General features: G+C 65.0%; 18 protein-coding genes and 1 pseudogene. 6 read left to right on the plus strand and 13 right to left on the minus strand.

What is annotated here, in order from left to right; all coding sequences use genetic code 11:
- Nucleotides 1–311 precede the first annotated feature (311 nt).
- The 5 genes from GGQ96_RS18460 to GGQ96_RS18480 are packed head-to-tail and all read right to left on the minus strand — an operon-like array spanning nucleotide 312 to nucleotide 5,470.
- A complete protein-coding gene (locus GGQ96_RS18460) occupies nucleotides 312–1,436 on the minus strand; it encodes an ABC transporter permease (RefSeq protein ID WP_184116853.1) in 1,125 nt (374 codons plus the stop codon).
- Nucleotides 1,433–2,566 carry an ABC transporter permease gene (locus GGQ96_RS18465; protein WP_184116854.1) on the minus strand — a complete coding sequence of 378 codons (1,134 nt, stop codon included), beginning with the start codon at nucleotides 2,564–2,566 and terminating at the stop codon, nucleotides 1,433–1,435. The genes GGQ96_RS18460 and GGQ96_RS18465 overlap by 4 nt, the downstream gene beginning before the upstream one ends.
- Nucleotides 2,563–3,504: an HlyD family secretion protein gene (locus GGQ96_RS18470; protein WP_184116855.1), complete on the minus strand. Its 942-nt coding sequence runs from the start codon at nucleotides 3,502–3,504 to the stop codon at nucleotides 2,563–2,565. The genes GGQ96_RS18465 and GGQ96_RS18470 overlap by 4 nt, the downstream gene beginning before the upstream one ends.
- 59 nt (nucleotides 3,505–3,563) lie before the next feature.
- Entirely contained in the window at nucleotides 3,564–5,060 is a 1,497-nt protein-coding gene (locus GGQ96_RS18475) for a TolC family protein (protein WP_246360720.1), read from the minus strand.
- Nucleotides 5,057–5,470, minus strand: a complete 414-nt coding sequence (locus GGQ96_RS18480; protein WP_184116856.1) for an acyl-CoA thioesterase — start codon at nucleotides 5,468–5,470, stop codon at nucleotides 5,057–5,059. The genes GGQ96_RS18475 and GGQ96_RS18480 overlap by 4 nt, the downstream gene beginning before the upstream one ends.
- A gap of 67 nt (nucleotides 5,471–5,537) precedes the next feature.
- Between GGQ96_RS18480 and GGQ96_RS18485 the strand changes: the two genes are divergently transcribed.
- Nucleotides 5,538–6,164 (plus strand): TetR family transcriptional regulator, encoded by a 627-nt coding sequence (locus tag GGQ96_RS18485; protein WP_184116857.1) that lies wholly within the window; start codon nucleotides 5,538–5,540, stop codon nucleotides 6,162–6,164.
- Nucleotides 6,165–6,428: 264 nt separating this feature from the next.
- On the opposite strand, the gene GGQ96_RS18490 is transcribed toward GGQ96_RS18485, so the two are convergent.
- Together GGQ96_RS18490 and GGQ96_RS18495 are read right to left on the minus strand one after the other, a co-directional pair.
- Complete coding sequence (locus GGQ96_RS18490; protein WP_184116858.1) at nucleotides 6,429–6,674, minus strand: hypothetical protein; 246 nt, start codon at nucleotides 6,672–6,674, stop codon at nucleotides 6,429–6,431.
- Between the two features lie 125 nt (nucleotides 6,675–6,799).
- A pseudogene (locus tag GGQ96_RS18495) lies at nucleotides 6,800–7,549 on the minus strand (Tn3 family transposase); the annotation flags it as partial.
- Nucleotides 7,550–7,645: 96 nt separating this feature from the next.
- On the opposite strand from GGQ96_RS18495, the gene poxB reads away from it, so the two are divergent.
- The 5 genes from poxB to GGQ96_RS18520 all read left to right on the plus strand — a co-directional run bounded on the left by poxB (nucleotide 7,646) and on the right by GGQ96_RS18520 (nucleotide 13,414).
- The gene (poxB, locus tag GGQ96_RS18500) at nucleotides 7,646–9,370 is read left to right on the plus strand and encodes a ubiquinone-dependent pyruvate dehydrogenase (protein WP_184116859.1); all 1,725 of its coding nucleotides are present in this window, start codon (nucleotides 7,646–7,648) and stop codon (nucleotides 9,368–9,370) included.
- An 11-nt stretch (nucleotides 9,371–9,381) separates the two neighbouring features.
- Entirely contained in the window at nucleotides 9,382–10,125 is a 744-nt protein-coding gene (locus tag GGQ96_RS18505; protein WP_184116860.1) for a (Fe-S)-binding protein, read from the plus strand.
- Nucleotides 10,122–11,705, plus strand: coding sequence for a lactate utilization protein B (locus tag GGQ96_RS18510; RefSeq protein ID WP_184116861.1), 1,584 nt, complete (start codon nucleotides 10,122–10,124; stop codon nucleotides 11,703–11,705). Before GGQ96_RS18505 ends, GGQ96_RS18510 begins: the two co-directional genes overlap by 4 nt.
- Nucleotides 11,702–12,295, plus strand: coding sequence for a LutC/YkgG family protein (locus GGQ96_RS18515; RefSeq protein ID WP_184116862.1), 594 nt, complete (start codon nucleotides 11,702–11,704; stop codon nucleotides 12,293–12,295). The genes GGQ96_RS18510 and GGQ96_RS18515 overlap by 4 nt, the downstream gene beginning before the upstream one ends.
- Before the next feature lie 361 nt (nucleotides 12,296–12,656).
- Nucleotides 12,657–13,414 (plus strand): IS5 family transposase gene (locus GGQ96_RS18520; RefSeq protein ID WP_184116863.1). Its coding sequence is split into 2 segments (ribosomal slippage): nucleotides 12,657–12,990 and nucleotides 12,990–13,414, totalling 759 coding nucleotides; the frame shifts between segments, so codons are not numbered across the junction.
- A gap of 372 nt (nucleotides 13,415–13,786) precedes the next feature.
- On the opposite strand, the gene adhP is transcribed toward GGQ96_RS18520, so the two are convergent.
- From adhP to ubiM, 6 genes are all read right to left on the minus strand, one after another.
- On the minus strand, nucleotides 13,787–14,809 hold the full coding sequence (gene adhP, locus GGQ96_RS18525) for an alcohol dehydrogenase AdhP (RefSeq protein WP_184116864.1): 1,023 nt from the start codon (nucleotides 14,807–14,809) through the stop codon (nucleotides 13,787–13,789).
- Between the two features lie 53 nt (nucleotides 14,810–14,862).
- On the minus strand, nucleotides 14,863–15,678 hold the full coding sequence (locus tag GGQ96_RS18530) for a universal stress protein (RefSeq protein WP_184116865.1): 816 nt from the start codon (nucleotides 15,676–15,678) through the stop codon (nucleotides 14,863–14,865).
- Nucleotides 15,679–15,719: 41 nt separating this feature from the next.
- A complete protein-coding gene (locus GGQ96_RS18535) occupies nucleotides 15,720–16,481 on the minus strand; it encodes a sterol desaturase family protein (protein WP_184116866.1) in 762 nt (253 codons plus the stop codon).
- Between the two features lie 92 nt (nucleotides 16,482–16,573).
- Nucleotides 16,574–16,978, minus strand: coding sequence for a group II truncated hemoglobin (locus GGQ96_RS18540; protein WP_184116867.1), 405 nt, complete (start codon nucleotides 16,976–16,978; stop codon nucleotides 16,574–16,576).
- Nucleotides 16,975–18,489 carry a succinyl-CoA:acetate CoA-transferase ScpC gene (gene scpC, locus GGQ96_RS18545; RefSeq protein WP_184116868.1) on the minus strand — a complete coding sequence of 505 codons (1,515 nt, stop codon included), beginning with the start codon at nucleotides 18,487–18,489 and terminating at the stop codon, nucleotides 16,975–16,977. Before scpC ends, GGQ96_RS18540 begins: the two co-directional genes overlap by 4 nt.
- A 19-nt stretch (nucleotides 18,490–18,508) precedes the next feature.
- Complete coding sequence (gene ubiM / locus GGQ96_RS18550) at nucleotides 18,509–19,711, minus strand: 5-demethoxyubiquinol-8 5-hydroxylase UbiM (protein ID WP_343059125.1); 1,203 nt, start codon at nucleotides 19,709–19,711, stop codon at nucleotides 18,509–18,511.
- Nucleotides 19,712–19,970: the final 259 nt, after the last annotated feature.

The raw sequence follows: 19,970 nt of genomic DNA on the forward strand, positions 1-19,970 counted from the left end.
GCTCGGAACCTGTTGAAAGACCTCTCTCGCGCCGACTGTACCGTTTGGGGGTGTGGAACGGGAGAGCGGTTCCAACAAACCAACATCGTGCTGGCCGCTGCATCACATCTATCGTTTTGTAGCTGAGAGCCGACAGGTAGGCCGTCAGCGTCCTCTATCTGAGGTTCCCCAGGCCGAGAGGCGGCCCTTGGCTTTCCAGTGCTCTCGACACGAGCAGTGGCTGCCCGGATATAGTAGTCGCGCGCCGCCGTAGTCGGGAAGAACTGTGGAGACGCTGGCCGCAGCGGTCGATCGGCCATCATGTCCTCCCGTCAAGCATTGGCCCCAGACGTCCCGACCCTCGCGCCGAAGCCGACGAGGCGTGAATACGCTAGCATGGCATAGCCAATGGCGAGGCTTGCAAGGGTCAGGGCCGGGATCGTGACCTCGCCCAGGCTCGCATGCATCTGGTTCAACGGGACGAACGTGTGGACGCCGGCGGTGGACGGGATCAAGTGAGAGAGAGCGGCGATGAAGCGCGGCATCTGATCGAGCGGATAGGCGGTCCCGGTAAGGAAGAAGAACGGCACCGAGGTCGGTGCCAGGATGTAGGTCGCTCGTTCGGCGCAATCGAACACGCTGCCGACGAGCAGCCCAAGGGCAGCAACCGCCGTGGCGAAGACAGGGACCATCACCATCATGCCGGCGATGTTGCCATCGACGGGAACGGCCTGGAGCCAGAAGATTAACCCGAACAGGAAATAGCATCCCAGGATGCCTACCGACGTGAACGCCGCCAGCGTTCCCCAGAACTCCGCGACACCCATCCGCCATGCGCCGGAGCGGCGTCGTCCGCCCATGAAGGTAGCGGCGCCGAAGAGCAGCGTCTGTTGCACGATGATCACCGCTACGGCCGGAAAGACATAGCCCTTGTAACCACCTGTCCTGTTGAACAGCGGTTCGGTGGTGACCGCGACGGGCAGCCCGCCGCGACTGAGTTGGGTCCCGGGGATCAGCCGTGAAGTGGCGATGTTCTGGATGACAGCCGTTACTGCCTCGCCGATGGTGCTGGCGCGCAGGAGGTAGGTTGCATTGACCCACACGGCGACGCCGGCGCCGGGCGTTCCGGTGCGAAGCTGACGCTCCAGATTATCGGAAATTAGAATGATCCCGTCAGCCTTGCCGGTTCGCATGATCTGCTTGGCCGTGGTCTCGTTCGGGACGACCTCGGCAACGCGGATGGCGCGCGTGGCGTCCAAGTCGACGATCATTGCTCGACTGAGGGCGCTGTCATCCTGGTCAACCACGACGACGGGCAGCTTCTGGGCAGCCTCGTGCGCGTAGGGCGCAGGATAGTAGAATGCGTAGAGGACGACGGCGAGCAGCGTCGTGCTGAGCAGCGTGCGCGACGTCAGAATGGTGTGCCACGTTGCGAGGAAGGCGAGATCGAAGCTCATGCTCGGCGAATCCTCGCCATGATCAGAGCGACCGATCCGCCCCAGGCGATGACGACATAGGCTGCCAACGTCATGGCCGGAGCGACCATTGCCGCAACTGACTGGCCACTGACCTCACCCATCTGGAGAGCGATGTAGTGGGTCAGCGGCAGCACGTTGCTCCAGATGTGGGCAAAGGCGTTGGCGCCGTTCAGCGGTAACGTCGCGCCCGAATAGGCAAGCGCCGAACCGGCATAGACGGCGCTCGCCGACAGAGCGGTCGCGGTTTCGCGTGTCACCGCGACGAGCAGGGCCGCAATTGCTGCGGTCGCCGCGTAGAATAGCGTCTGCCCTAATGCGATCAGCGGCAGGCTCCCCTCGATGCGCCATCCGCGCGCCAGAGTGAGATAAAGAAGCCAGACGATGCCCCACAGGCTGATGGCAGCGACATAGGGCAGCATCTTGCCCACGAGCGCCGGCGCAACCCTGCCGCTGGCTGATGCCCAGTCGGACAGTGACCCTTCCCGCAACTCGCGGCCGATTGCCATCGCACAGACGCAGGCGGCCACGAGGTGAAGAACCGCCGGAAAGATCAGCAGGCCCAAGAACCATTCGAAGCTGGACGGCGCGTTGCCGAGCGGCGTCGCCTCAACGGCGAGCCGACGGACACGGCTGGCCGGCACGGCATGGTTCATGAGCTGGTTCGCGGCAATCTCAGGGATGGCTTCGCGGATTGCTTCGGCGGCTGCACGGGACACCTGCCCACCGGCGCTCAGGAAGCTGCCGTTATAGAGGATGCGGACGACCGGTTCGCGATGACGCGCGACGCTCTCGCCAAGGCCAGCGGGAATATGCACGAAACCCATGACGTTGCCCGCGCGGACCGCACGAACGGCGTCGACCTCACTTGAATAGAGCCCCGTGAGATGAACGAGCGGTGATGCGTCGAGCGCGCGAATGACGGCCCGGCTGGCGGTGCTGCCGTCACTATCCACAATGGCCAGCGGCAGCTGACGCATCGGCCCCTGCCAAAAGATGGCGGCGACGATGAAAATCAGGATGCCGGGCACCAGCGTCAGCCCCGCCAAGTCCCAGTGGTCGTGACGTAGATGACGCAGCTCAAGCGTGAGGGCCTGCCGGAACGCGCTCATTGCGGCCAGTCGAACAGGACGCTCATTCCCGGGCGCAACTTTGCGATCGGCGCGACCGGATGCAGCCGGACCTCGAAGGTGCGCACGTCATAGCCTGACGCCTCGCGCGTCGCGCGCCAGGTCGCAAAATCCCCCCTTGGTGCGATGAGGTAGACCTTGAAGTCGGCATCGCGCGCCAGCGCTGGAATATGGCCGTGCAGCATCGTGCCGACACTGAGGCCGCGATAGTGATCCTCCCGCAGGTTCAGCGCGACCCACGGGTGATCGATGTCGATGACCTGATAGGCCGGGATTACAGGACTGACGACCTCGCCGGGCTGGACGAGCTTGCGCGCCACCTCGCCGGCGATCGGTGAGACCAGCCGCGTTTCCTGCCCGAGTGCCGTGGCGGTTCGCAGCCCGGCCTCGGCGATCCGGACCTGGGCGTTGACGGCCTGCTTGTTCTGCGGACGCGCGCCTGCCAACGCCTTAAGGTACTGTTGGCGAGCCGCTTCGGCATTGCGCGCGCTGCTGTCTCGCGCCGCAGCCGCCTCGTCCCGGCGTTGGGCAGCGACCACGCCTTCGGCGTAAAGGTTGGCGGTGCGACGGCTCGTGACGGCAGCAAGATCCGCTGCCGCCTGAGCGGCCTGCCATGTCGAACGCAGCGTCGCGACATCCTCGGTCCGCGCGCCCTCATTGGTTGCAGACGCGACCGCGCGCGCGGCGTCGAGAGCGCCCTGCGCCTGCGCCTGGCTGCCGGCGATCTCCGGGCTGGACAGGGTGGCAAGCAGCGTGCCCGCTTGCACGCGCTGGCCTTCCTCCGCAATCAGACGCTCGACGCGTGCCAGCGCCTTGGTGCCGACATTGACCTCGTCCGCATCGACCATGCCCTGCAGCTGCTCAGGTGCCGGACGGCTCGCCAGCCAGAGGCCCGCCGCGACGACGGCGACGACGACCATAGCGACGAGGATCGCGATCGGCCGCGCGCGTCGCTTCGTCCGGGTGGCTGATCCCTCGCTCACTTATCATCCCCCAGACGTCTATCGGCGCGGGCCAGATAGGTGGTGAAGTCGTCAACGCGGTGACTGGCCGCGAGCAACCCGGCGAGGGCCAGATCATATTCATAGGCTGCCGCGATCCGCTGGGTCTGCGTGGTCGCAAGCGTGGCCTCGGCATCGACCAGCGAGGAGGATGGCGTCTCGCCCTCTCTGAAGGAGATGCGCTGAACCCTGAGGTTCTCCCGCGCTGCCGCCAGATTGCTGTCGAGCAGCAGAAAGGATCGGCGAGCCGTCTCGACCAGGTTCCAGGCCCGGACGATCTCGCCTGCGACATCCTTGCGCGCCTGGGCTGCCGCATCTGCCGCCGCTCGCTCCCGTTCACGCGCCGCGTCGAGCGACTTCCTGCGGTCAAAGTTGGACAGCAGGGTGTAGCGCAGGGTGACCCCTGCGACCCAGTCCGGTTCCGTGGGCAGCGCATTGTCGCGATTGGCGTTGTAGCTGCCGAACGCGAAGGCTTGCGGGCGGTAGCGCGATTTCGCCAAGCCGACGCCCGCCCTGGCGATGTCACGCGCTGCTTCGGCGCCGCGTGCACGGGGCGTCGCGCTTATGCCCTCCAGAAACGTGCCGACAGGAGGCAGCGGCTGCGAATTGACGAACAGCGGCGTCGAGGCGCCGACGCCGGCGGGGCGGTCCAGCAACCGCGACAGTGCGTCGGCAGCCGTCGCTTCCTCGAGTTGCGCGCGGATGAAGGCGCGTTCGGCGGCATCGCGCGCCACCTGGACCTGAAGGACGCGCGCATGGGGAATGACCCCGTTCTGCTCGAGCTTCACGGCATCCGACAGATGCCGATCGAACCCTGCGAGCGTCTCGCGCGTCGACCGGGTTAGCTGGGCGGCCACCTGCTGACCAAAATAGGTACGGACCAACCCGACGCGAGACAGGTCGCGACCACCCGCCTGCCTGGCGCGGGCCACCTCGACCATGCCATCGGCACCCGCCTGGATCGCCGGGATGGCACCGCCCGTGTAGAGCGGCATGGCAGCGGTGATCGCCGGCCGGAAGACGGTGTCGCGTGTCTGATACTGGAGCGTGTCCGGGATCGCGCCGAAGATCGTCGGCAGGGCGGCACTGACGCGCTGGCTTACCTCTCCGACCACTTGCTGCAAGCCCGCGGGGAACTGGCCGGGCAATTGCGACAGGAAGTCCGTCGCGGCGGCTGCGGCATTGTCCTTCGGCCCGGTCAGGTCGAGCGACAAAGTCTTCTGGTACTCGATGACGCTTGCCGACGTGGTGATCACCGGACGGTTCAAGCTGCGGGTGGCGCCGGCAATCAACTCGCTTGCCCGGACGGCGTGGTCCTCACCCGAAAGCCCAGGCGAGGCGTCATCGATCCGTGCCAGGGCCGCATCGAAGCTCAGGGCCTGCGGGGTCTGCTCGCTTTGGTTCTGGGCATGCGCCGTCGTGGCGCAAAGCAGAGCGGCGATTGGGGCAGTTTGCCATGCAGGGCGACGCATCATACGGTCGCCTCCGATCCGCTCAAGAACAGATTGCGCACGCTCCGAGCGAGCCGAACCGGCCGAAGCGAGGTGACATCGACGCTGCACCACACGCTCCTGACCTCGGCCAGCACGGTCTCGCCACGTCGTATCGTCGCATCGAAGAACTTTGCGCCGACGACGCGTTCCAGGAGCATCTGAACGTCGAAACGCTCCTCGAGAAAAGCAGGGCAACTATAGCTGATCTCGTGCTTCAGGGCGATCCATGCGACCGAGCGCACCACGTCGCCAGGAGCGTTCTGCCTCCAGAAGGACGTCACCGCGTCCTGGATCCACCGCAGATAGACCGTGTTGTTCACGTGCCCCATGTGGTCGATGTCCGAGGCGTCCACCTCAAACGTGCAGATATGGCCTTTGCCGCCGTCGGGCATCTGATCCGTGTCCAGGGCATCGTTGACAACGATCAAACCCTTGCACATATTGTCATTAATGACAATAGTGACGGCCTCCCCGCGACGTCGTCGGCGACATCCGGACGAGCTTCGCGCCGAGGCAATCGCCGCAGCCCGGAAGATCCTCGTCGAGGATGGACCCGCCGCCATCACGCTCCAGGCTGTAGCCACAGCGCTTGGCATGACGCACGGAAGCATCACCCATCACTTCGGCACCGCCGCCAACCTTCAGGCGGCCGTGGCGGACGTGCTGATCGAGCAGCTGCTGGCGGGCGTTCGAAGCGGTGCAGGTGCGCTGAAGGCCGGGACGATCGATGAGGCGGCCCTGGTCGATCTGGTGTTCGATGTGTTCGAGGAAACCGGCGTCGGCCGACTGATCGGCTTCCTCGCCGCCTTCGGCAGCCCGCTCCTGCGGCCGCTGTTCGAGAAGTTAGCGCGTCTCCCCCGCGACATCTCAACCGACGAGCAGCAAGGCTCGGCGTTCACCGAGCCGGAGTTGCTCGCCATCATCGAGAGCGTTGTTACGCCGGCGCTGAGCGCCTCCCTGATCGGCGCGGAGCTTCTGCAAGCGCTTAATCTCGAGCCATTCACGATCCGCCAACGTGTTGCCCGTAATCTCGCGGTTCACCGCAATATGCGAGTTGTCGAGTCTAAAGGCTCGGTCGGCGGCTAGCCCAACTTCTCTGTCAGTAGGACTGAACTGGGCGCCTGTGCAGATTAATCGGAACCTCTTACTGCGAGCCTGCTTGAGCTGCCGTCCTACGATGCCCTAGGTGTCGGACCCGCAGCCAGCCGTCGAGTGGATCCAGCGGTGTCGCTACCTAATCCAGCGCCCAGACCCATCCACCATCTCGCCACTACCGAGCCAGGCTGCGGATGGGGAAACGGAGTTCAGGCTGGGCGAACGTAGGAAAGTCGGCGCCCCCCTCCCCCATTCTCACGCGACGGCTAGCGCAAGATAATCCGTGTATACTTCTGCGCCGCCTCTCGCATAGAACAGGGCGGGCCGCGCCGCGTTGAGCGGCGCGCCCGTGCGCAGACGCTCAATCAGATCTGGGTTGGCCAGCGCCATGACGCTTAGCGCTTCCATGTCGGCGCGCCCTGCCGCCACATCCGCGCCGACCTGCTCGCGCGGGCGGCCTGGGCGATTGAGGATGATCGGCCCGCGATACAGGACCCGCACGTCCGCCAGTATGTCATCGCGCCCGGCATTGAGGACGTGGAGATTGCAAGCCCGAGCGGATCAAGTTGAGGGCGTAGCGTGGATGGTACGCTAAACAACGCTAACGACGAACAATCAGCGAACGTTTAGGCTACGCGGCTCTCCGGCGGGAGATTGAGGGTCTTGCGGCCAGCGGAAGCGGCTGCACGATCCCAAAGGAAATCGCCGGAAAAAGCAATGTGCTCCCAACCTACCGAGGAGGTATGGGCGAGGAGGTCATCAGGTACCGCGACCGACGTTGAACGGAGATGCTGGGCGGCAGCGTCCATGTAGATCGTGTTCCAATAGACGATCGCGGCGATGACCAGATTAAGGCCGGATGCACGATATTGCTGTGCCTCGTGGCTGCGGTCGATGATGCGGCCCTGGCGGAAGGTGTAGATCGCCTGCGTCAGGGCATGGCGCTGCTCGCTGTTGTTGAGGCCGGCATGGCATCGCCGGCGCAGATCGGGATTTTCGAGCCAGTCCAGCATGAACAGGGTCCGTTCGATCTTGCCGATTTCCTGTAGTGCGACGTCGAGCTGGTTCTGCCGTTCGTAGGCGGCGAGCTTTCGCAGCATGACCGATGGCGCGACATGACAGGCCTTGATCGACCCTACGAGGCGCAGCACGTCGTCCCATTGTTCAACGATGATGTCGGTGCGGATACGCTTGCCCAACAACGGGGCGATGGACGGATAGGTCGTGACCGGCGCGATCGGCGCGAGACGCCGGTCCGGAAAATCGCGCAGGCGCGGGCAGAAACGAAATCCCAGCATCGCGCACTTGCAGCTTGTATGATTGGGCGACCCCATCCCCCAAGGCACGTCTCTCGTGCTGAATCCGCCATTGGTCCCGCATAAGAAGGATTCAATTCACTCGATTGACGACGAATTGTGTTTCATACCGCTGACCGGGCCTGTGATCGGCACGATATCATGGAGACGTAAAGCATGAGCATGACCATTGCCGATCTGATGGCGGAGACGCTGGCCAACGCTGGTGTAAAGCGCATCTGGGGCGTGACGGGCGACAGCCTGAACGGGTTGAACGACAGCCTGCGGCGGATCGGCCGGATCGACTGGATGCATGTGCGGCATGAGGAAGCCGCCGCGTTTGCCGCCGGCGCAGAGGCGGCGGTTACGGGGGAGTTGGCGGTGTGCGCCGGAAGCTGCGGCCCGGGCAATCTCCATCTCATCAACGGCCTGTTCGACTGCCAGCGCAACCATGTTCCGGTGCTGGCGATCGCGGCGCAGATCCCATCATCGGAGATCGGCCTGGGCTATTTCCAGGAGACGCATCCGCAGGAACTGTTTCGTGAATGCAGCCATTTCGTCGAGCTGGTTTCCAATCCCGCCCAGATGCCCGAAGTGCTGCACCGCGCCATGCGCACCGCGATCGGCCGCAAGGGCGTGGCGGTTATCGTCATTCCCGGCGACATCGCCCTGCAGCCCGCCCCCGCCGGCGCGCGAACGGATTTCCCCCCGCTCGCCCAGCCGCGCCTGCTGCCGGCACAGCCCGAACTGGAGAAGCTGGCCGAATTGCTGGACGCCTCTGCTCGCGTGACCATCCTCGCCGGCAGCGGTTGCGAAGGCGCGCATGATGCCGTGGTGGCGCTCGCCGACCGGTTGGCCGCCCCTGTGGTCCATGCGCTGCGCGGCAAGGAGCATGTCGAATGGGACAATCCGCTCGACGTCGGCATGACGGGCCTGATCGGCTTCTCCTCGGGCTATCAGGCGATGCTCGAATGCGACACGCTGGTCATGCTGGGTACCGACTTCCCGTACCGCCATTTCTATCCGGACAAGGCCCGGATCGTGCAGATCGACCGCGATCCCGCCGCGCTCGGCCGCCGCGCGCAGCTTTCGCTCGGGCTGATCGGCGATGTCGGGGAGACCATCTCCGCGCTGCTGCCCAAGCTCAGACCGGATCGCGACCGTGCCTTTCTGGACGCGGCGAAAGCCCATTATGCCAGGGCGCGGGAGGGGCTGGACGATCTGGCGCGTCCCTCGTCACGCGGCCGGCCCATCCATCCGCAATATCTGGCCCGCCTCGTGAGCGAGACCGCGAGCGATGACGCGATCTTCACCGCCGATGTCGGGACGCCCACGGTCTGGGCAGCGCGCTATCTCACGATGAACGGCAAGCGCCAGCTGATCGGTTCGTTCAATCACGGCTCCATGGCCAATGCGATGGTGCAGGCGATGGGCGCACAGGCGGCAGAGCCAGGCCGCCAGGTCATCTCGCTGTCGGGTGACGGCGGCTTCGCGATGATGATGGGCGACTTCCTCTCGCTCACCCAGCTCAAGCTGCCGGTGAAGGTGGTGGTGGTCAACAACGGCTCGCTCGGTTTCGTCGCCATGGAGATGAAGGCCGGCGGCTATCTCGATACCGGCACCGATCTCCAGAACCCGAGCTTTGCCGCGATGGCGGAAGCGATCGGCATCAAGGCGTTCCGCGTGGAAGAGTCCGACGATCTGCCGGGCGCGCTGAAGGCTGCTTTCTCGCATCCCGGGCCGGCGCTGGTCGACGTGGTGACGGCAAAGCAGGAACTCGTCATGCCGCCAAAGATACAGGCGGAGCAGGCCAAGGGCTTCAGCCTCTATATGCTCAAGGCCATCATGAGCGGTCGCGGCGACGAGGTCGTCGATCTCGCCCGCACCAATCTCCTGCATTGAGAGGCAACCCTATGCGTGTCGCATTGTTTGTGCCCTGTTATGTCGACGCCTTCGAACCCGAGGTCGGGATTGCGACGCTGAACCTGCTGCGCCGGTTCGGCATCGATCCCGAATATCCCTTCGATCAGACCTGCTGCGGCCAGCCCATGGTCAACTCGGGCTGCCACGCCGAAGCCAAGGCGACAGAGGCGCTATTCGTCCGCAATTTTGCGGGCTTCGATTACATCGTGGTGCCTTCGGGAAGCTGCGCGCATCAGGTCCGCTGTCACATGACCGCGATCGAGCAGACCGACGAGGTGCGCCATGTTCGCGAGCGCACCTATGAGCTGGTCGAGTTCCTGCATGACGTGCTCAAGGTGGACGGCTTCCCCTGGGCCGAGTTCCCGCACAAGGTGAGCTACCACAATAATTGCAATGCGCTGCGCGGCCTCTTCCACGGCAGCATGTCCGAGCGGCGCGAGCCAGCTACCTCCAAACCGCTCGACCTGCTGCGCATGGTGAAGGGGCTGGAACTGGTCGAGAAGGCGCGGCCGGATGAATGCTGCGGTTTCGGCGGCACGTTCAGCGTGTTCGAGCCGGCCGTCTCGGTGAAGATGGGCCAGGACAAGGTGCGCGACCATGCGATGGCGGGCGCGGACTATGTCGTCTCGGCGGACAGCAGCTGCATGCTGCACCAGCAGGGGTGCGCCGAGCGGCTCGGGCTCCCGCTCCAGTTCCGCCACATCGCCCAGATCCTGAACGGAGACGCGGCATGAGCGGATCGGAGGAACCACGCCGCGCAGAGGATGGCCTGCCGGCCCTGCTTCACGAAGATCTGCACACGGCCGACGATGGCGGCGCGCGCGGTAGCGGCGGCGAGCGTCTGAGCCATGGCGAAGCAACATCCCGGCCGCTTCAGCCGCCCGCGCCGGAGCCGCAGCCCCGCGGCGCGAAGCTCTATCATCGCAAACCCGTCGACCACAATGAGGCTGCGCAGCGCTTCATCGATGCGCCCCGTCACGCGAAAATGCACGACGAACGACTCTGGGACCTGCGCCAGAAGCGCGACGGGCAGATGCATGGCCTGCCCGAATGGGAGGACCTGCGCGAGCTCGCCTCCACCATCAAGCAGCACACGCTCTCCAACCTCGGCGACTATCTGGAACAGTTCGAGTCGCAGGCGAAGGCCAACGGCATCCATGTCCACTGGGCGCGGGACGGGGCGGAACATAACCGCATCGTTCACGGCATCCTCGCCGATCATGGCGCGCGGCGACTGATCAAGTCGAAGTCGATGCTGACCGAGGAGGTCGGTTTTCGCGATTACATGGCGAGCGTCGGCATCGAGGTGGTGGAAACGGATCTTGGCGAGCGCATCCAGCAGCTCGACGAGGAGGCGCCGAGCCATATCGTCGTGCCCGCGGTCCACAAGCTGCGGTCCGATGTCGCGGACGTGTTCGCCAGGGAGCTCGGGACCGACCCCGCCAACGACGACGTCCATTATCTTGCCGAGCAGCAGCGCGAGAAGACGCGGCCGCTGATCCTCGAGGCGGACGCCGGCATGACCGGCGCCAATTTCGCGGTGGCCGAGACCGGGACCTTCGTCGTCTGCACCAACGAGGGCAATGCAGATCTTTCGGCCAATGTGCCGCCGCTCCACATCGCCTCGATCGGGATCGAGAAGCTGATCCCGCGCATCACCGATCTGGGCGTGTTCATCCGGCTGCTGTCGCGCTCGGCGCTGGGCTCGCCGATCACCCAATATACCTCGCATTTCCGGGGGCCGCGTGACGGCGGGGAGATGCACATCGTGCTGGTCGACAATGGTCGCTCGGCGCGTCTGGGCGAGCCCGAATTCTGGCAGAGCCTCAAATGCATACGCTGCGGCGCCTGCATGAACACCTGTCCCGTCTATCGCCGCTCGGGCGGGCTCTCCTACGGCGCGACCTATTCCGGGCCGATCGGCCTGATCCTCGACCCCTCCTTCGACCGCCGGCGCTATTCGAGCCTGCCCTTTGCCTCCACGCTCAACGGCTCCTGCACCAATGTCTGCCCGGTGAAGATCAACATCCACGAGCAGATCTTCGCCTGGCGCAAGGTGCTGGCGGAAAGTCACGACATCGGTTGGAGCAAACAGGCGATGATGAAAGCGGCCGGGACGGTCTTGTCCCATCCGACACTTTACCGCGCTTCCATCGCAACGGCGGAAGGCGCGCTCAAGCTGCTCCCGGACTTCATGGTCGCCAATCCGCTCAACAGTTGGACCGCACGCGGACGCGCCATGCCGGATGCGCCCAAGGAGACTTTCCACCAATGGTATGAGCGAACTAATGGCGGAAAGGAGGAGCCGTCGTGAGCGCGCGCGACGCGATACTTGCCGCGGTGCGGGCGAACCGGCCGCAAGGGGACCATCCGCTGCCCGAGTTGCCGATCTTCCCGTTCGCCGCGGAAGGGGGATTGGTCGAGCCGTTCCTGCGCAATCTGGAAGCGATGGGGGGGCATGGCGTCGAGGGGGGCGATATTGAGGGAATATTGCGCGCGCAGTTCCCGCAGGCGAACGTGATCGCCTCCGCCGTCCCGGAATATCGCGGCAATCGCGATCTCGCCCAGGTCAGTGCCCCCAATGATCTCGCCGATGTGGATGTGGCGATCGTGCGCGCTGAATTCGGGGTGGCCGAGACGGGCTCCGTGCTGTTGCCGGACACGGCGTTGACCGTGAACGCGGTGGCCTATCTGGCGCAGCATCTCGTCGTGCTGCTCGCGCCGGACGCCATCGTGCCGACGCTTCAGGAGGCCTATCGCCGCCCGGAATTCCATCGACATCGCTATGCGAGCTTCCACACCGGTCCGTCCGCGACGGCCGATATCGAGGGCGTGCTTATCCATGGCGCGCAGGGTGTGCGTTCGCTATCGGTCGTGATGTGTCCCCTGAAAACCGGCAGTTGAATGACAGTGGAAACGGACTTGGGCCATAATGCGCGTGCCTCGCGATTTACCGTCTATGCCGCCCTGGCGGGCAACATCGCCGTAGCGGGGTCATCGCAGAATGTCTTCACGAGCGTACGCTCTCATGACTGCCATCCGAGACGCTGGCCGAGTTTACTCCTTCGCTGGCCAGGAAGCCAGCGTCGCATTGACCTTGGCGGGTGTGCCGCGGGCGCCTGATCGACGACGATTGATCACGCTCTCATCCGCGGGTTGATTACCGCACTACCCGTATCCGTCGCTGGGCCTGTCCACCGTCTAGGGTCAGGACCCATTGATGTGAGCGTCGCGATCTGATTCAGGCTCCGCGAGGAGACCGGGGATGAGCGACCTGTTTTGGCTGACGGACGAGCAGATCGAGCGGCTGCGGCCGTTCTTTCCCAAGAGCCACGGCAAGCCGCGGGTCGATGACCGGCGGGTGCTGAGCGGCATCGTGTTCGTTAACCGCAACGGCCTGCGCTGGCGCGATGCACCGAGCGCCTACGGGCCCTACAAGACGCTCTACAACCGCTGGAAGCGTTGGGGCGAGGCGGGCGTGTTCACGCGCATGATGGAGGGTCTGGCTGCGGTCGGTGGCGAGCCGAGGACGGTCATGATCGATGCGACCTACCTCAAGGCGCACCGCACGGCATCGAGCCTGCGGGTAAAAAAGGGGATCTCGGCCGCCTGATCGGGCGCACCAAAGGTGGCATGAACACCAAACTCCACGCCTTGGCCGATGCGAACGGACGCCCTTTGAGCTTCTTCATGACCGCGGGCCAAGTCAGCGACTACACCGGCGCGGCAGCGCTGCTGGACGACCTGCCGAAAGCGCAGTGGCTGCTCGGCGACCGGGGCTACGACGCCGATTGGTTTAGAGACGCTCTCCAGGCCAAGGGCATCCAGCCCTGCATCCCAGGCCGGCGATCGCGCAACGAGCCGGTCAGATATGACAAGCGTCGCTACCGGCGCCGCAGCCGCATCGAGATCATGTTCGGCCGTCTCAAAGATTGGCGGCGCGTTGCCACTCGCTACGATCGCTGCCCCACGGCCTTCTTCGCTGCCGTCGCCCTCGCTGCAACCGTCATCTTCTGGCTGTGATCAACGAGTCCTGACCCTAGTCGATTGTGCAGGGTGCAAGCTGGTGCGCCGCTGTCGATTGGAGCCGATCCTTGGCGAGGCAAGTGCCGCGTTCTGGCAAGTCCTCGGCGGCTATTCGCTGGCCGATCTCGTCAGCACTCCAGCGGCGGACGCCCCGGTCGCGGTCGCAGCCTTGGTCTGGCCCCACGCCGAAGCGGGGCCACCGTCAGCGGAAGCGGCGCCTCACTTGGAGCGATCCATCTCTGGGTGATCGATAAGGTGCGGCATGGTTGCCCCTGCCAGATTGTGATTTCAGATCGTCGGCCTGCCACCGATGGGCGACGCCTCAATGGAGCCGGCTTCCCCTGTTCGCGCGCTGCGCCCTCTCGCCGGTCAGGGGCGTAGAACCACTCTCCCCTCAACCCGCCCTTGCCGTAGCCGGTCGAAAACATCGTTTACAGCTTCAAGCGGCTCCTCGAACACGGTTGTGCGCACCTTGCCTTCGGCGGCGAAGGCGAGAGCTTCGGCCAGATCGCGGCGCGTACCCACGATCGATCCGCGAACGGTGATGCGCTTCAGCACGACGTCGAAGATGGGTGTCGGAAAGTCGCCGGGCGGCAGCCCGACCAGAGCGATCGTGCCGCGACGGCGGGCGCAGGCGATCGCCTGGCTGAAGGCTGCGGGTGAAACGGCGGTTACGAGCACGCCATGCGCCCCGCCCCCCGTCGCCCGGATTACAGCTTCTGCGGCACCCTCCTCGGCACAGTTCACGACGAGATCCGCCCCCAGTTCGCCGGCAAGATCGAGCTTTTCCGACGAGACGTCGAGCGCCGCGACATGAAGGCCCATCGCTTTGGCATATTGCACGGCGACGTGGCCAAGCCCGCCAATGCCCGAGATCGCCACCCACTCGCCAGGCCTTGCCTCGGTTTCCTTCAGCCCCTTGTACGTCGTCACGCCCGCACAGAGGATAGGCGCAAGAGCCGCGAAGTCCGGGTTAGGCGGGAGATGACCGACAAAGGGCGCACTCGCGATCGCATATTCAGCATAGGTGCCGTTGACGCTGTACCCGCTGTTATGCTGCCGCTCACACAGCGTTTCCCACCCGGTCTGGCAGTATTCGCAGACGCCACAGGCGTCGTGGAGCCACGGGATACCGACCGCGTCTCCCTCCCTGATGCCGAAAACACCGGGGCCGACCGCGGCCACATAGCCGACGCCCTCATGGCCAGGGATCAGCGGCAGAACGGGCTTGACCGGCCAATCGCCGTCGACAGCATGAAGATCGGTGTGACACACGCCCGTGGCCTCGATCTTGACCAGTAGCTCACCGGGGCCCGGGACCGGGACGTCGACGTCCTCGATCACCAAAGGTGCGCGGAAGACGTGCGCTACTGCGGCTTTCATCTTGGTCATCCTAAGTGCCCTCCACGCATGATGGTCGGTAGACTGCCCGCCGCGGCCAGCGGTTAATGGCTGAACAGGATGTAGCGGGACGAGCGATCGATCAGGTCTTCGGTGACGCCGCCCAATGCCCATTCGCGCAGGCGGCTGTGACCGTAGGCTCCGAGCACGAGGAGATCGGCCGCATGCTCATGCGCGACCTCCTCGAGATCGTCAGCAACGCACATTGCTTTGCGCGGGACGAGCCTGCCCTCGACCGCAACACCGTGACGCGAGAGCCGCCCGACAATCTCATCAAGACCTGTCGCTTCGTCGGGCCGCCCTTCCTTGCAGACGGCCGCCACCGTGACCTGATCCGCCTTGCGCAAAAACGGCAGCGCGTCGCTGACCGCCCGCCGGGACTCGCGTGTGTCCTTCCAGCCGATGACGATGCGCTCCGCCTTCAGTTCATGATGGATGTGACTGGGCGTCACGAGCACCGGGGTTGCGGTATCGAGCACCAGCGAGGCGACCCGCGGCGACAGCGAAGCGGCGAAGCCATCCTTTGGCCGGCTCGCCACGATGAGATCGGCCCCGCGCGCATGAAGCGCGATTACCCGATCGGGCGTGCCGGGAATTGCAATCCACTTGGTTTTCAGACCGGTTTCATCAACCGCGTCACGGAAGCGCTTTCCCGCAGTCTCAAGATCGGCCTCAACCTGTTCGCGCAGAGTTTGGTACAACAAACCATCTTCAAAGCCGGTAGCTGGCGGATCGAATGCCTCGGCGGCGACGCCGATCAGGGTCGCCTCGAACCTCCGGGCGAGTTGCTCCGCCGTCGCCAGACATGGACCGCTCGAAGGGCCAGGACCGACATGAACCAGAATGGACTTATAGCTCATTGCACCCTCCTTCGAGTACCCACAGTGGAACCTGTCTACGCTCAGCGTCGCCGCCGCGGATGGCCGATAGCGACCCCGCCTGACAGCTCGGCGACCTTCGGATAAACCGCTGCAACCTCCGCCGTATATCCCAGGTTGAAAACAGTTCCGCTCTTCACCGGACGATCAGCACGCGTGTAAAGTGTGCCGAAGAGTCGGTCCCAGGCGAAGTTCGTGATGCCGTAGTTGCCGTTCTCGTCGTGAAAATGATGCTCCATGTGCCGGACCTTCATGGTCGCAAGCCACCTGTGGCGTGGTTTGTATGCGAGGTGCTGGATGCAGTGAAAGAACTCGTAGAAGCAGGTGCAGAGAAGCCCCGTCGCGAAACCTGCGGCCGCACCGCCTGTGCCGCCGATCAGCCAGCCCGGAAGCGCTGACACGAGCAGCAGCGTGGGCAGAGTCGTGTATAGCGCACCGAACAAAACTTCGAGATGGTTGGGATCCTGATGGTGATCATAGTGGATCCGCTTCCACACGGCGGCGAGCGCGGGGACCTTGAACATCCAGTGGCAGTGCAGCACCCAACGGTGGAGGATGTACCAGACGAGCGGATAGGCGACCAAAATGAGCGCGACCGTGGTGAGTGTCTGGCCTAACGCGGCCGGATGGAGCACAAACAGGGCGATCGAACCACCCGTCAGCGCCAGATAGCTGGCGATCGTATAATGCTGAAAGTAGGCGACCACCAAGTCTCGTAAGGTCATCCGGTCAAGATGATGCGAACGCGTCCAAAAGGAGCCGCTCGCTGTCCTCGCTTTGCTCATCAGTCATGGTCCGCTCTGGTCTTTCGACCGCGATACCATTGCTCGCGCTCGAGCAGTTTGACCGGCGTCAATCGAGCTTTCGCAAGAAGGCATCAGCGCTGGATCATAACGCCCGCCATGCGGAGAAAGGCCTGCTGTACATGGCTGCCGAGCGCCGGCTGGACCTGGCACTCAACCATCGCTCGGCTCATTGCGTGAACCCATTGCGCCGCCGTCTCGCGCGAGATGGTCATGCTGCGGTGCATGGACATGATGCAGGTGCCCGGCCGCGCCTCGAACCAAGTGCGCGGACCACCGAGCCAGGCCGAGAGGAACTCGGTCAGCGACACGCGCATCGGCAGCAGGTCCGCATCGTGCATGGCGCGGAGGTCCGCATATAACGGCTCATGCTCCATCAGGTCGTAGAAGCGCTCCACGATCGCGCGCACGCCGCGCTCGCCGCCGATGCGGTCGTAAAGCGAGGGCTCCCTCGCTGCGCCCGTTTCCTCGTCCGTCATGCCAGCATCGATCCCGTTTCGATGAAGCGCTGGTGCCAGCTCAGCGCCTCGCCCGGCAGCGAGGGCGATTGCTGGCCATAGGAGCCGGCCCGCGCCCGCGCGTAATACTCCTCCAGCATCGGCCGGTAGGTCGGGTGGGCGCAGCGCTCGATGATCAGCTTCGCCCGCTGCTTGGGGCTGAGCCCGCGCAGGTCGGCCAGGCCCTGCTCCGTCACGATCACCTGCACGTCCTGCGCGATATGATCGACATGCGCCGCCTGGGGCACGATGGCGGAGATCTTGCCCCCCTTTGCTGTCGAGGGAGTCATGAAGATCGACACAAAGGCGTTGCGCGCGAAATCGCCCGATCCGCCGATCCCGTTTTGGATTCGCGAACCCATGACATGGGTCGAGTTCACGTTGCCGTAGATATCCGCCTCGATCAGCCCGTTCATGGCGATGCAGCCCAGCCGCCGGATCAGCTCGGGATGGTTGCTGATCTCCTGCGGGCGCAGGATCATGCGGCTGCGATAGGCGCCCATGTTCGCGTTGATCCGCGCTGCCGCCTCGGGCGACAGGGAGAAGGCCGTGGCCGAGGCCATGCGCAGCTTGCCCGCGTCGAGCAGGTCAAGCATCCCGTCCTGGATCACCTCCGTATAAGCGGCCAGGTCCTCGAACGGGCTGTCGACCAGCCCGGTCAGCACCGCATTGGCGATGTTGCCCACCCCCGACTGGATCGGCAGCAGGGAGGCGGGCAGCCGTCCGATCGCCACCTCATGGCGGAAGAATTCCATCAGGTGCCCCGCGATCGCCTGCGCGGACTCATCGGGCGCCGCAAAGGGCAGGTTGCGGTCGGGCGCGTCCGTTTCGATGATCGCGACGATCTTGTCTGGGTCGCAGGCGAGGTAGGGCTGGCCGATCCGGTCATCCGGCCGGATCAGCGGGATTGGCACGCGGTTTGGCGGCAGGCGGGTGCCGTAATAGATGTCGTGCATCCCCTCCAGCGCCGCATTCTGCCAGCGGTTCACCTCCAGGATGACCTTGCTCGCCCGGTCGAGCCAGGTCTTGTTGTTGCCGACCGAGGAAGACGGGATCAACGATCCGTCCTCACGGATGCCGGTCACCTCGATCACCGCCGTATCGAGCGGCCCGAGAAAGCCCTGCCACGCCATGGGCGCGACCTGGCTCAGGTGCATGTCGAAATATTCCATCTCGCCGCGATTGATCTTCTCGCGGGCGACCGGATCGGAGTTGTAGGGCAGTCGGAACTCGATCCCGTCCGCCTTGGCAAGCGCCCCGTCCAGCTCGGGCCCGGTGGAGGCACCGGTCCAGACGCGGACGCGGAAGGCGCGTCCCGCGGCATGCTCCGTCTCGATCCGAGCAGCGAGCGCGAGCGGTACCGCCTTGGGATAGCCGGAGCCGGTGAAGCCGCTCATCCCCACCGTGCTGCCCGACGTGATGAGCGCCGCGGCGTCCTCGGCGCTCATGATCCGAGAGCGAAGGTTAGGGGCGGCGATACGGCTGGTCGTCATGAAATGTCTCGTTTCGCGGTCAGTGCTGCATCAGGAAGCGGCTGATGGTCTGGCGGACCATCGGCAAGCGGGCACCCGCCCTCAGCGTGGCGCGGCGTGCGATCCGCGCGGCGGGGCGTTCATCAGTGTAGAGGCCGACGAGCAGATTGGTCGCAGCGTAGATGGGCCGGCTCGCGAGCCGGTGCGTCGCTTCGAACCGCCGCAGCAGCAGCGAGGAGGCAATGTCGCCGCCCCTGGCCGCCGCGTCGGCTACCAATCCCGCCAACGTCGTCGCGCCTTGCAGCCCCAGGTTGAAACCGTGCGCGGTGACCGGGTGCATGCCGACCGCCGCGTCACCGATCAGCGCGGCGCGGGTCGCGGCGAAGTGCCGGGCATAGGTGGTCGCGAGCGGATAGACATGCGGCCCCTCCACCACCTGCATCTCTCCAAGGCGCGCATCGTAGCGGCGCGTAATCTCGGCCCCGAGCGCTCCGGGGCTCAGCGCCGCCAGCCGCTCGATCTGGCCTGAACTCAGGGTCAGCACGGCCGAGGAGTGCCGGCCATTGAGCGGCAGCATGGCGATCGTCTGGCCATGGTCGAACCACTCGGTCGCAATGCCCCGGTGATCGCCCTCATGTGCGACGCGGCACACCATCATCGACCGCCCGAGCCGATTAACCTTCGCCGCGATGCCGAGCTGCTCGCGAACCGCCGAGAAGCGCGAATCCGCCGCCACCAGCAAGCGCCCGTCGAGCACGCGCCCGTCAGCCAGCGTCACGCGTGCGCCGGCCCGATCCGTGCCGACCGATGCCACGCCCGTTCCGGTAATCAGGTCCAGCCTCGGCTGGCCGTCAATCGCGCGAAACAGCGCCTGACGGATGCGGCGGTTCGGAACCAGTAGCCCGAGCCGGTCTTCTCCTGTCCCCGCTGTGTTGAAGGCGAGTGTAAAGCGCGACGCGCCGTTCAGCACCTCCGCTTCGCGCAAGGGGGAGATATCCTCGGGTCCGAGATGCGCCCAGGCGCCGAGCCGGGTCAGGGTCGCCACCGACCGATGCGTCAGGGCTATTTCACGCCCGTCAACGGCAGGCACCGCCAGCTTCTCGAGACCCTGACGCTCGATGAGCGCAAGACGTATGCCTTGGTCCGCCAAGGATCTCGCGAAGGACAATCCGGCGGGGCCGCCGCCAACAATCAGGACATCATAATTCACGCACTGGAATCCTCCATCCGACCAGCGTGGCACGAGCGCTCAGCAATGGGTTTGACGGGGATCAAGCTTGGCCGCGATCGGCGCAAGCGGCTTCCATTCGCAACCGAGACACTGACGGGAGTGGGGCGCGAAACGTACGTTGCTGCCGCAGCCCGCCGTCGAATATCTAACTTCGTTGGACATCGAGGCGCATCGCGCCCGGTTGGCCAAGGGGCTCGTCTGCGACGGCCACATCTTCCGGGGCGCCGATCGTATGTGGCCGAGACGAAGGCTGGGGCCGGTCGCTCATAGG

This window comes from Sphingomonas abaci, assembly GCF_014199625.1.
Classification (GTDB): domain Bacteria; phylum Pseudomonadota; class Alphaproteobacteria; order Sphingomonadales; family Sphingomonadaceae; genus Sphingomonas; species Sphingomonas abaci.

Excerpts from the sequence above, each read along its gene's own strand:
- GGQ96_RS18465 (WP_184116854.1), bottom strand. The coding sequence starts at position 2,566 with ATGAGCGCGTTCCGGCAGGCCCTCACGCTTGAGCTGCGTCATCTACGT.
- GGQ96_RS18530 (WP_184116865.1), bottom strand. The coding sequence starts at position 15,678 with ATGAGCTATAAGTCCATTCTGGTTCATGTCGGTCCTGGCCCTTCGAGC.
- GGQ96_RS18475 (WP_246360720.1), bottom strand. The coding sequence starts at position 5,060 with ATGATGCGTCGCCCTGCATGGCAAACTGCCCCAATCGCCGCTCTGCTT.
- GGQ96_RS18460 (WP_184116853.1), bottom strand. The coding sequence starts at position 1,436 with ATGAGCTTCGATCTCGCCTTCCTCGCAACGTGGCACACCATTCTGACG.
- adhP (WP_184116864.1), bottom strand. The coding sequence starts at position 14,809 with ATGACCAAGATGAAAGCCGCAGTAGCGCACGTCTTCCGCGCACCTTTG.
- GGQ96_RS18480 (WP_184116856.1), bottom strand. The coding sequence starts at position 5,470 with ATGCCCGACGGCGGCAAAGGCCATATCTGCACGTTTGAGGTGGACGCC.
- GGQ96_RS18470 (WP_184116855.1), bottom strand. The coding sequence starts at position 3,504 with ATGGTCGTCGTCGCCGTCGTCGCGGCGGGCCTCTGGCTGGCGAGCCGT.
- scpC (WP_184116868.1), bottom strand. The coding sequence starts at position 18,489 with ATGACGACCAGCCGTATCGCCGCCCCTAACCTTCGCTCTCGGATCATG.
- GGQ96_RS18535 (WP_184116866.1), bottom strand. The coding sequence starts at position 16,481 with ATGAGCAAAGCGAGGACAGCGAGCGGCTCCTTTTGGACGCGTTCGCAT.
- GGQ96_RS18510 (WP_184116861.1), top strand. The coding sequence starts at position 10,122 with ATGAGCGGATCGGAGGAACCACGCCGCGCAGAGGATGGCCTGCCGGCC.
- GGQ96_RS18505 (WP_184116860.1), top strand. The coding sequence starts at position 9,382 with ATGCGTGTCGCATTGTTTGTGCCCTGTTATGTCGACGCCTTCGAACCC.
- poxB (WP_184116859.1), top strand. The coding sequence starts at position 7,646 with ATGAGCATGACCATTGCCGATCTGATGGCGGAGACGCTGGCCAACGCT.
- GGQ96_RS18540 (WP_184116867.1), bottom strand. The coding sequence starts at position 16,978 with ATGACGGACGAGGAAACGGGCGCAGCGAGGGAGCCCTCGCTTTACGAC.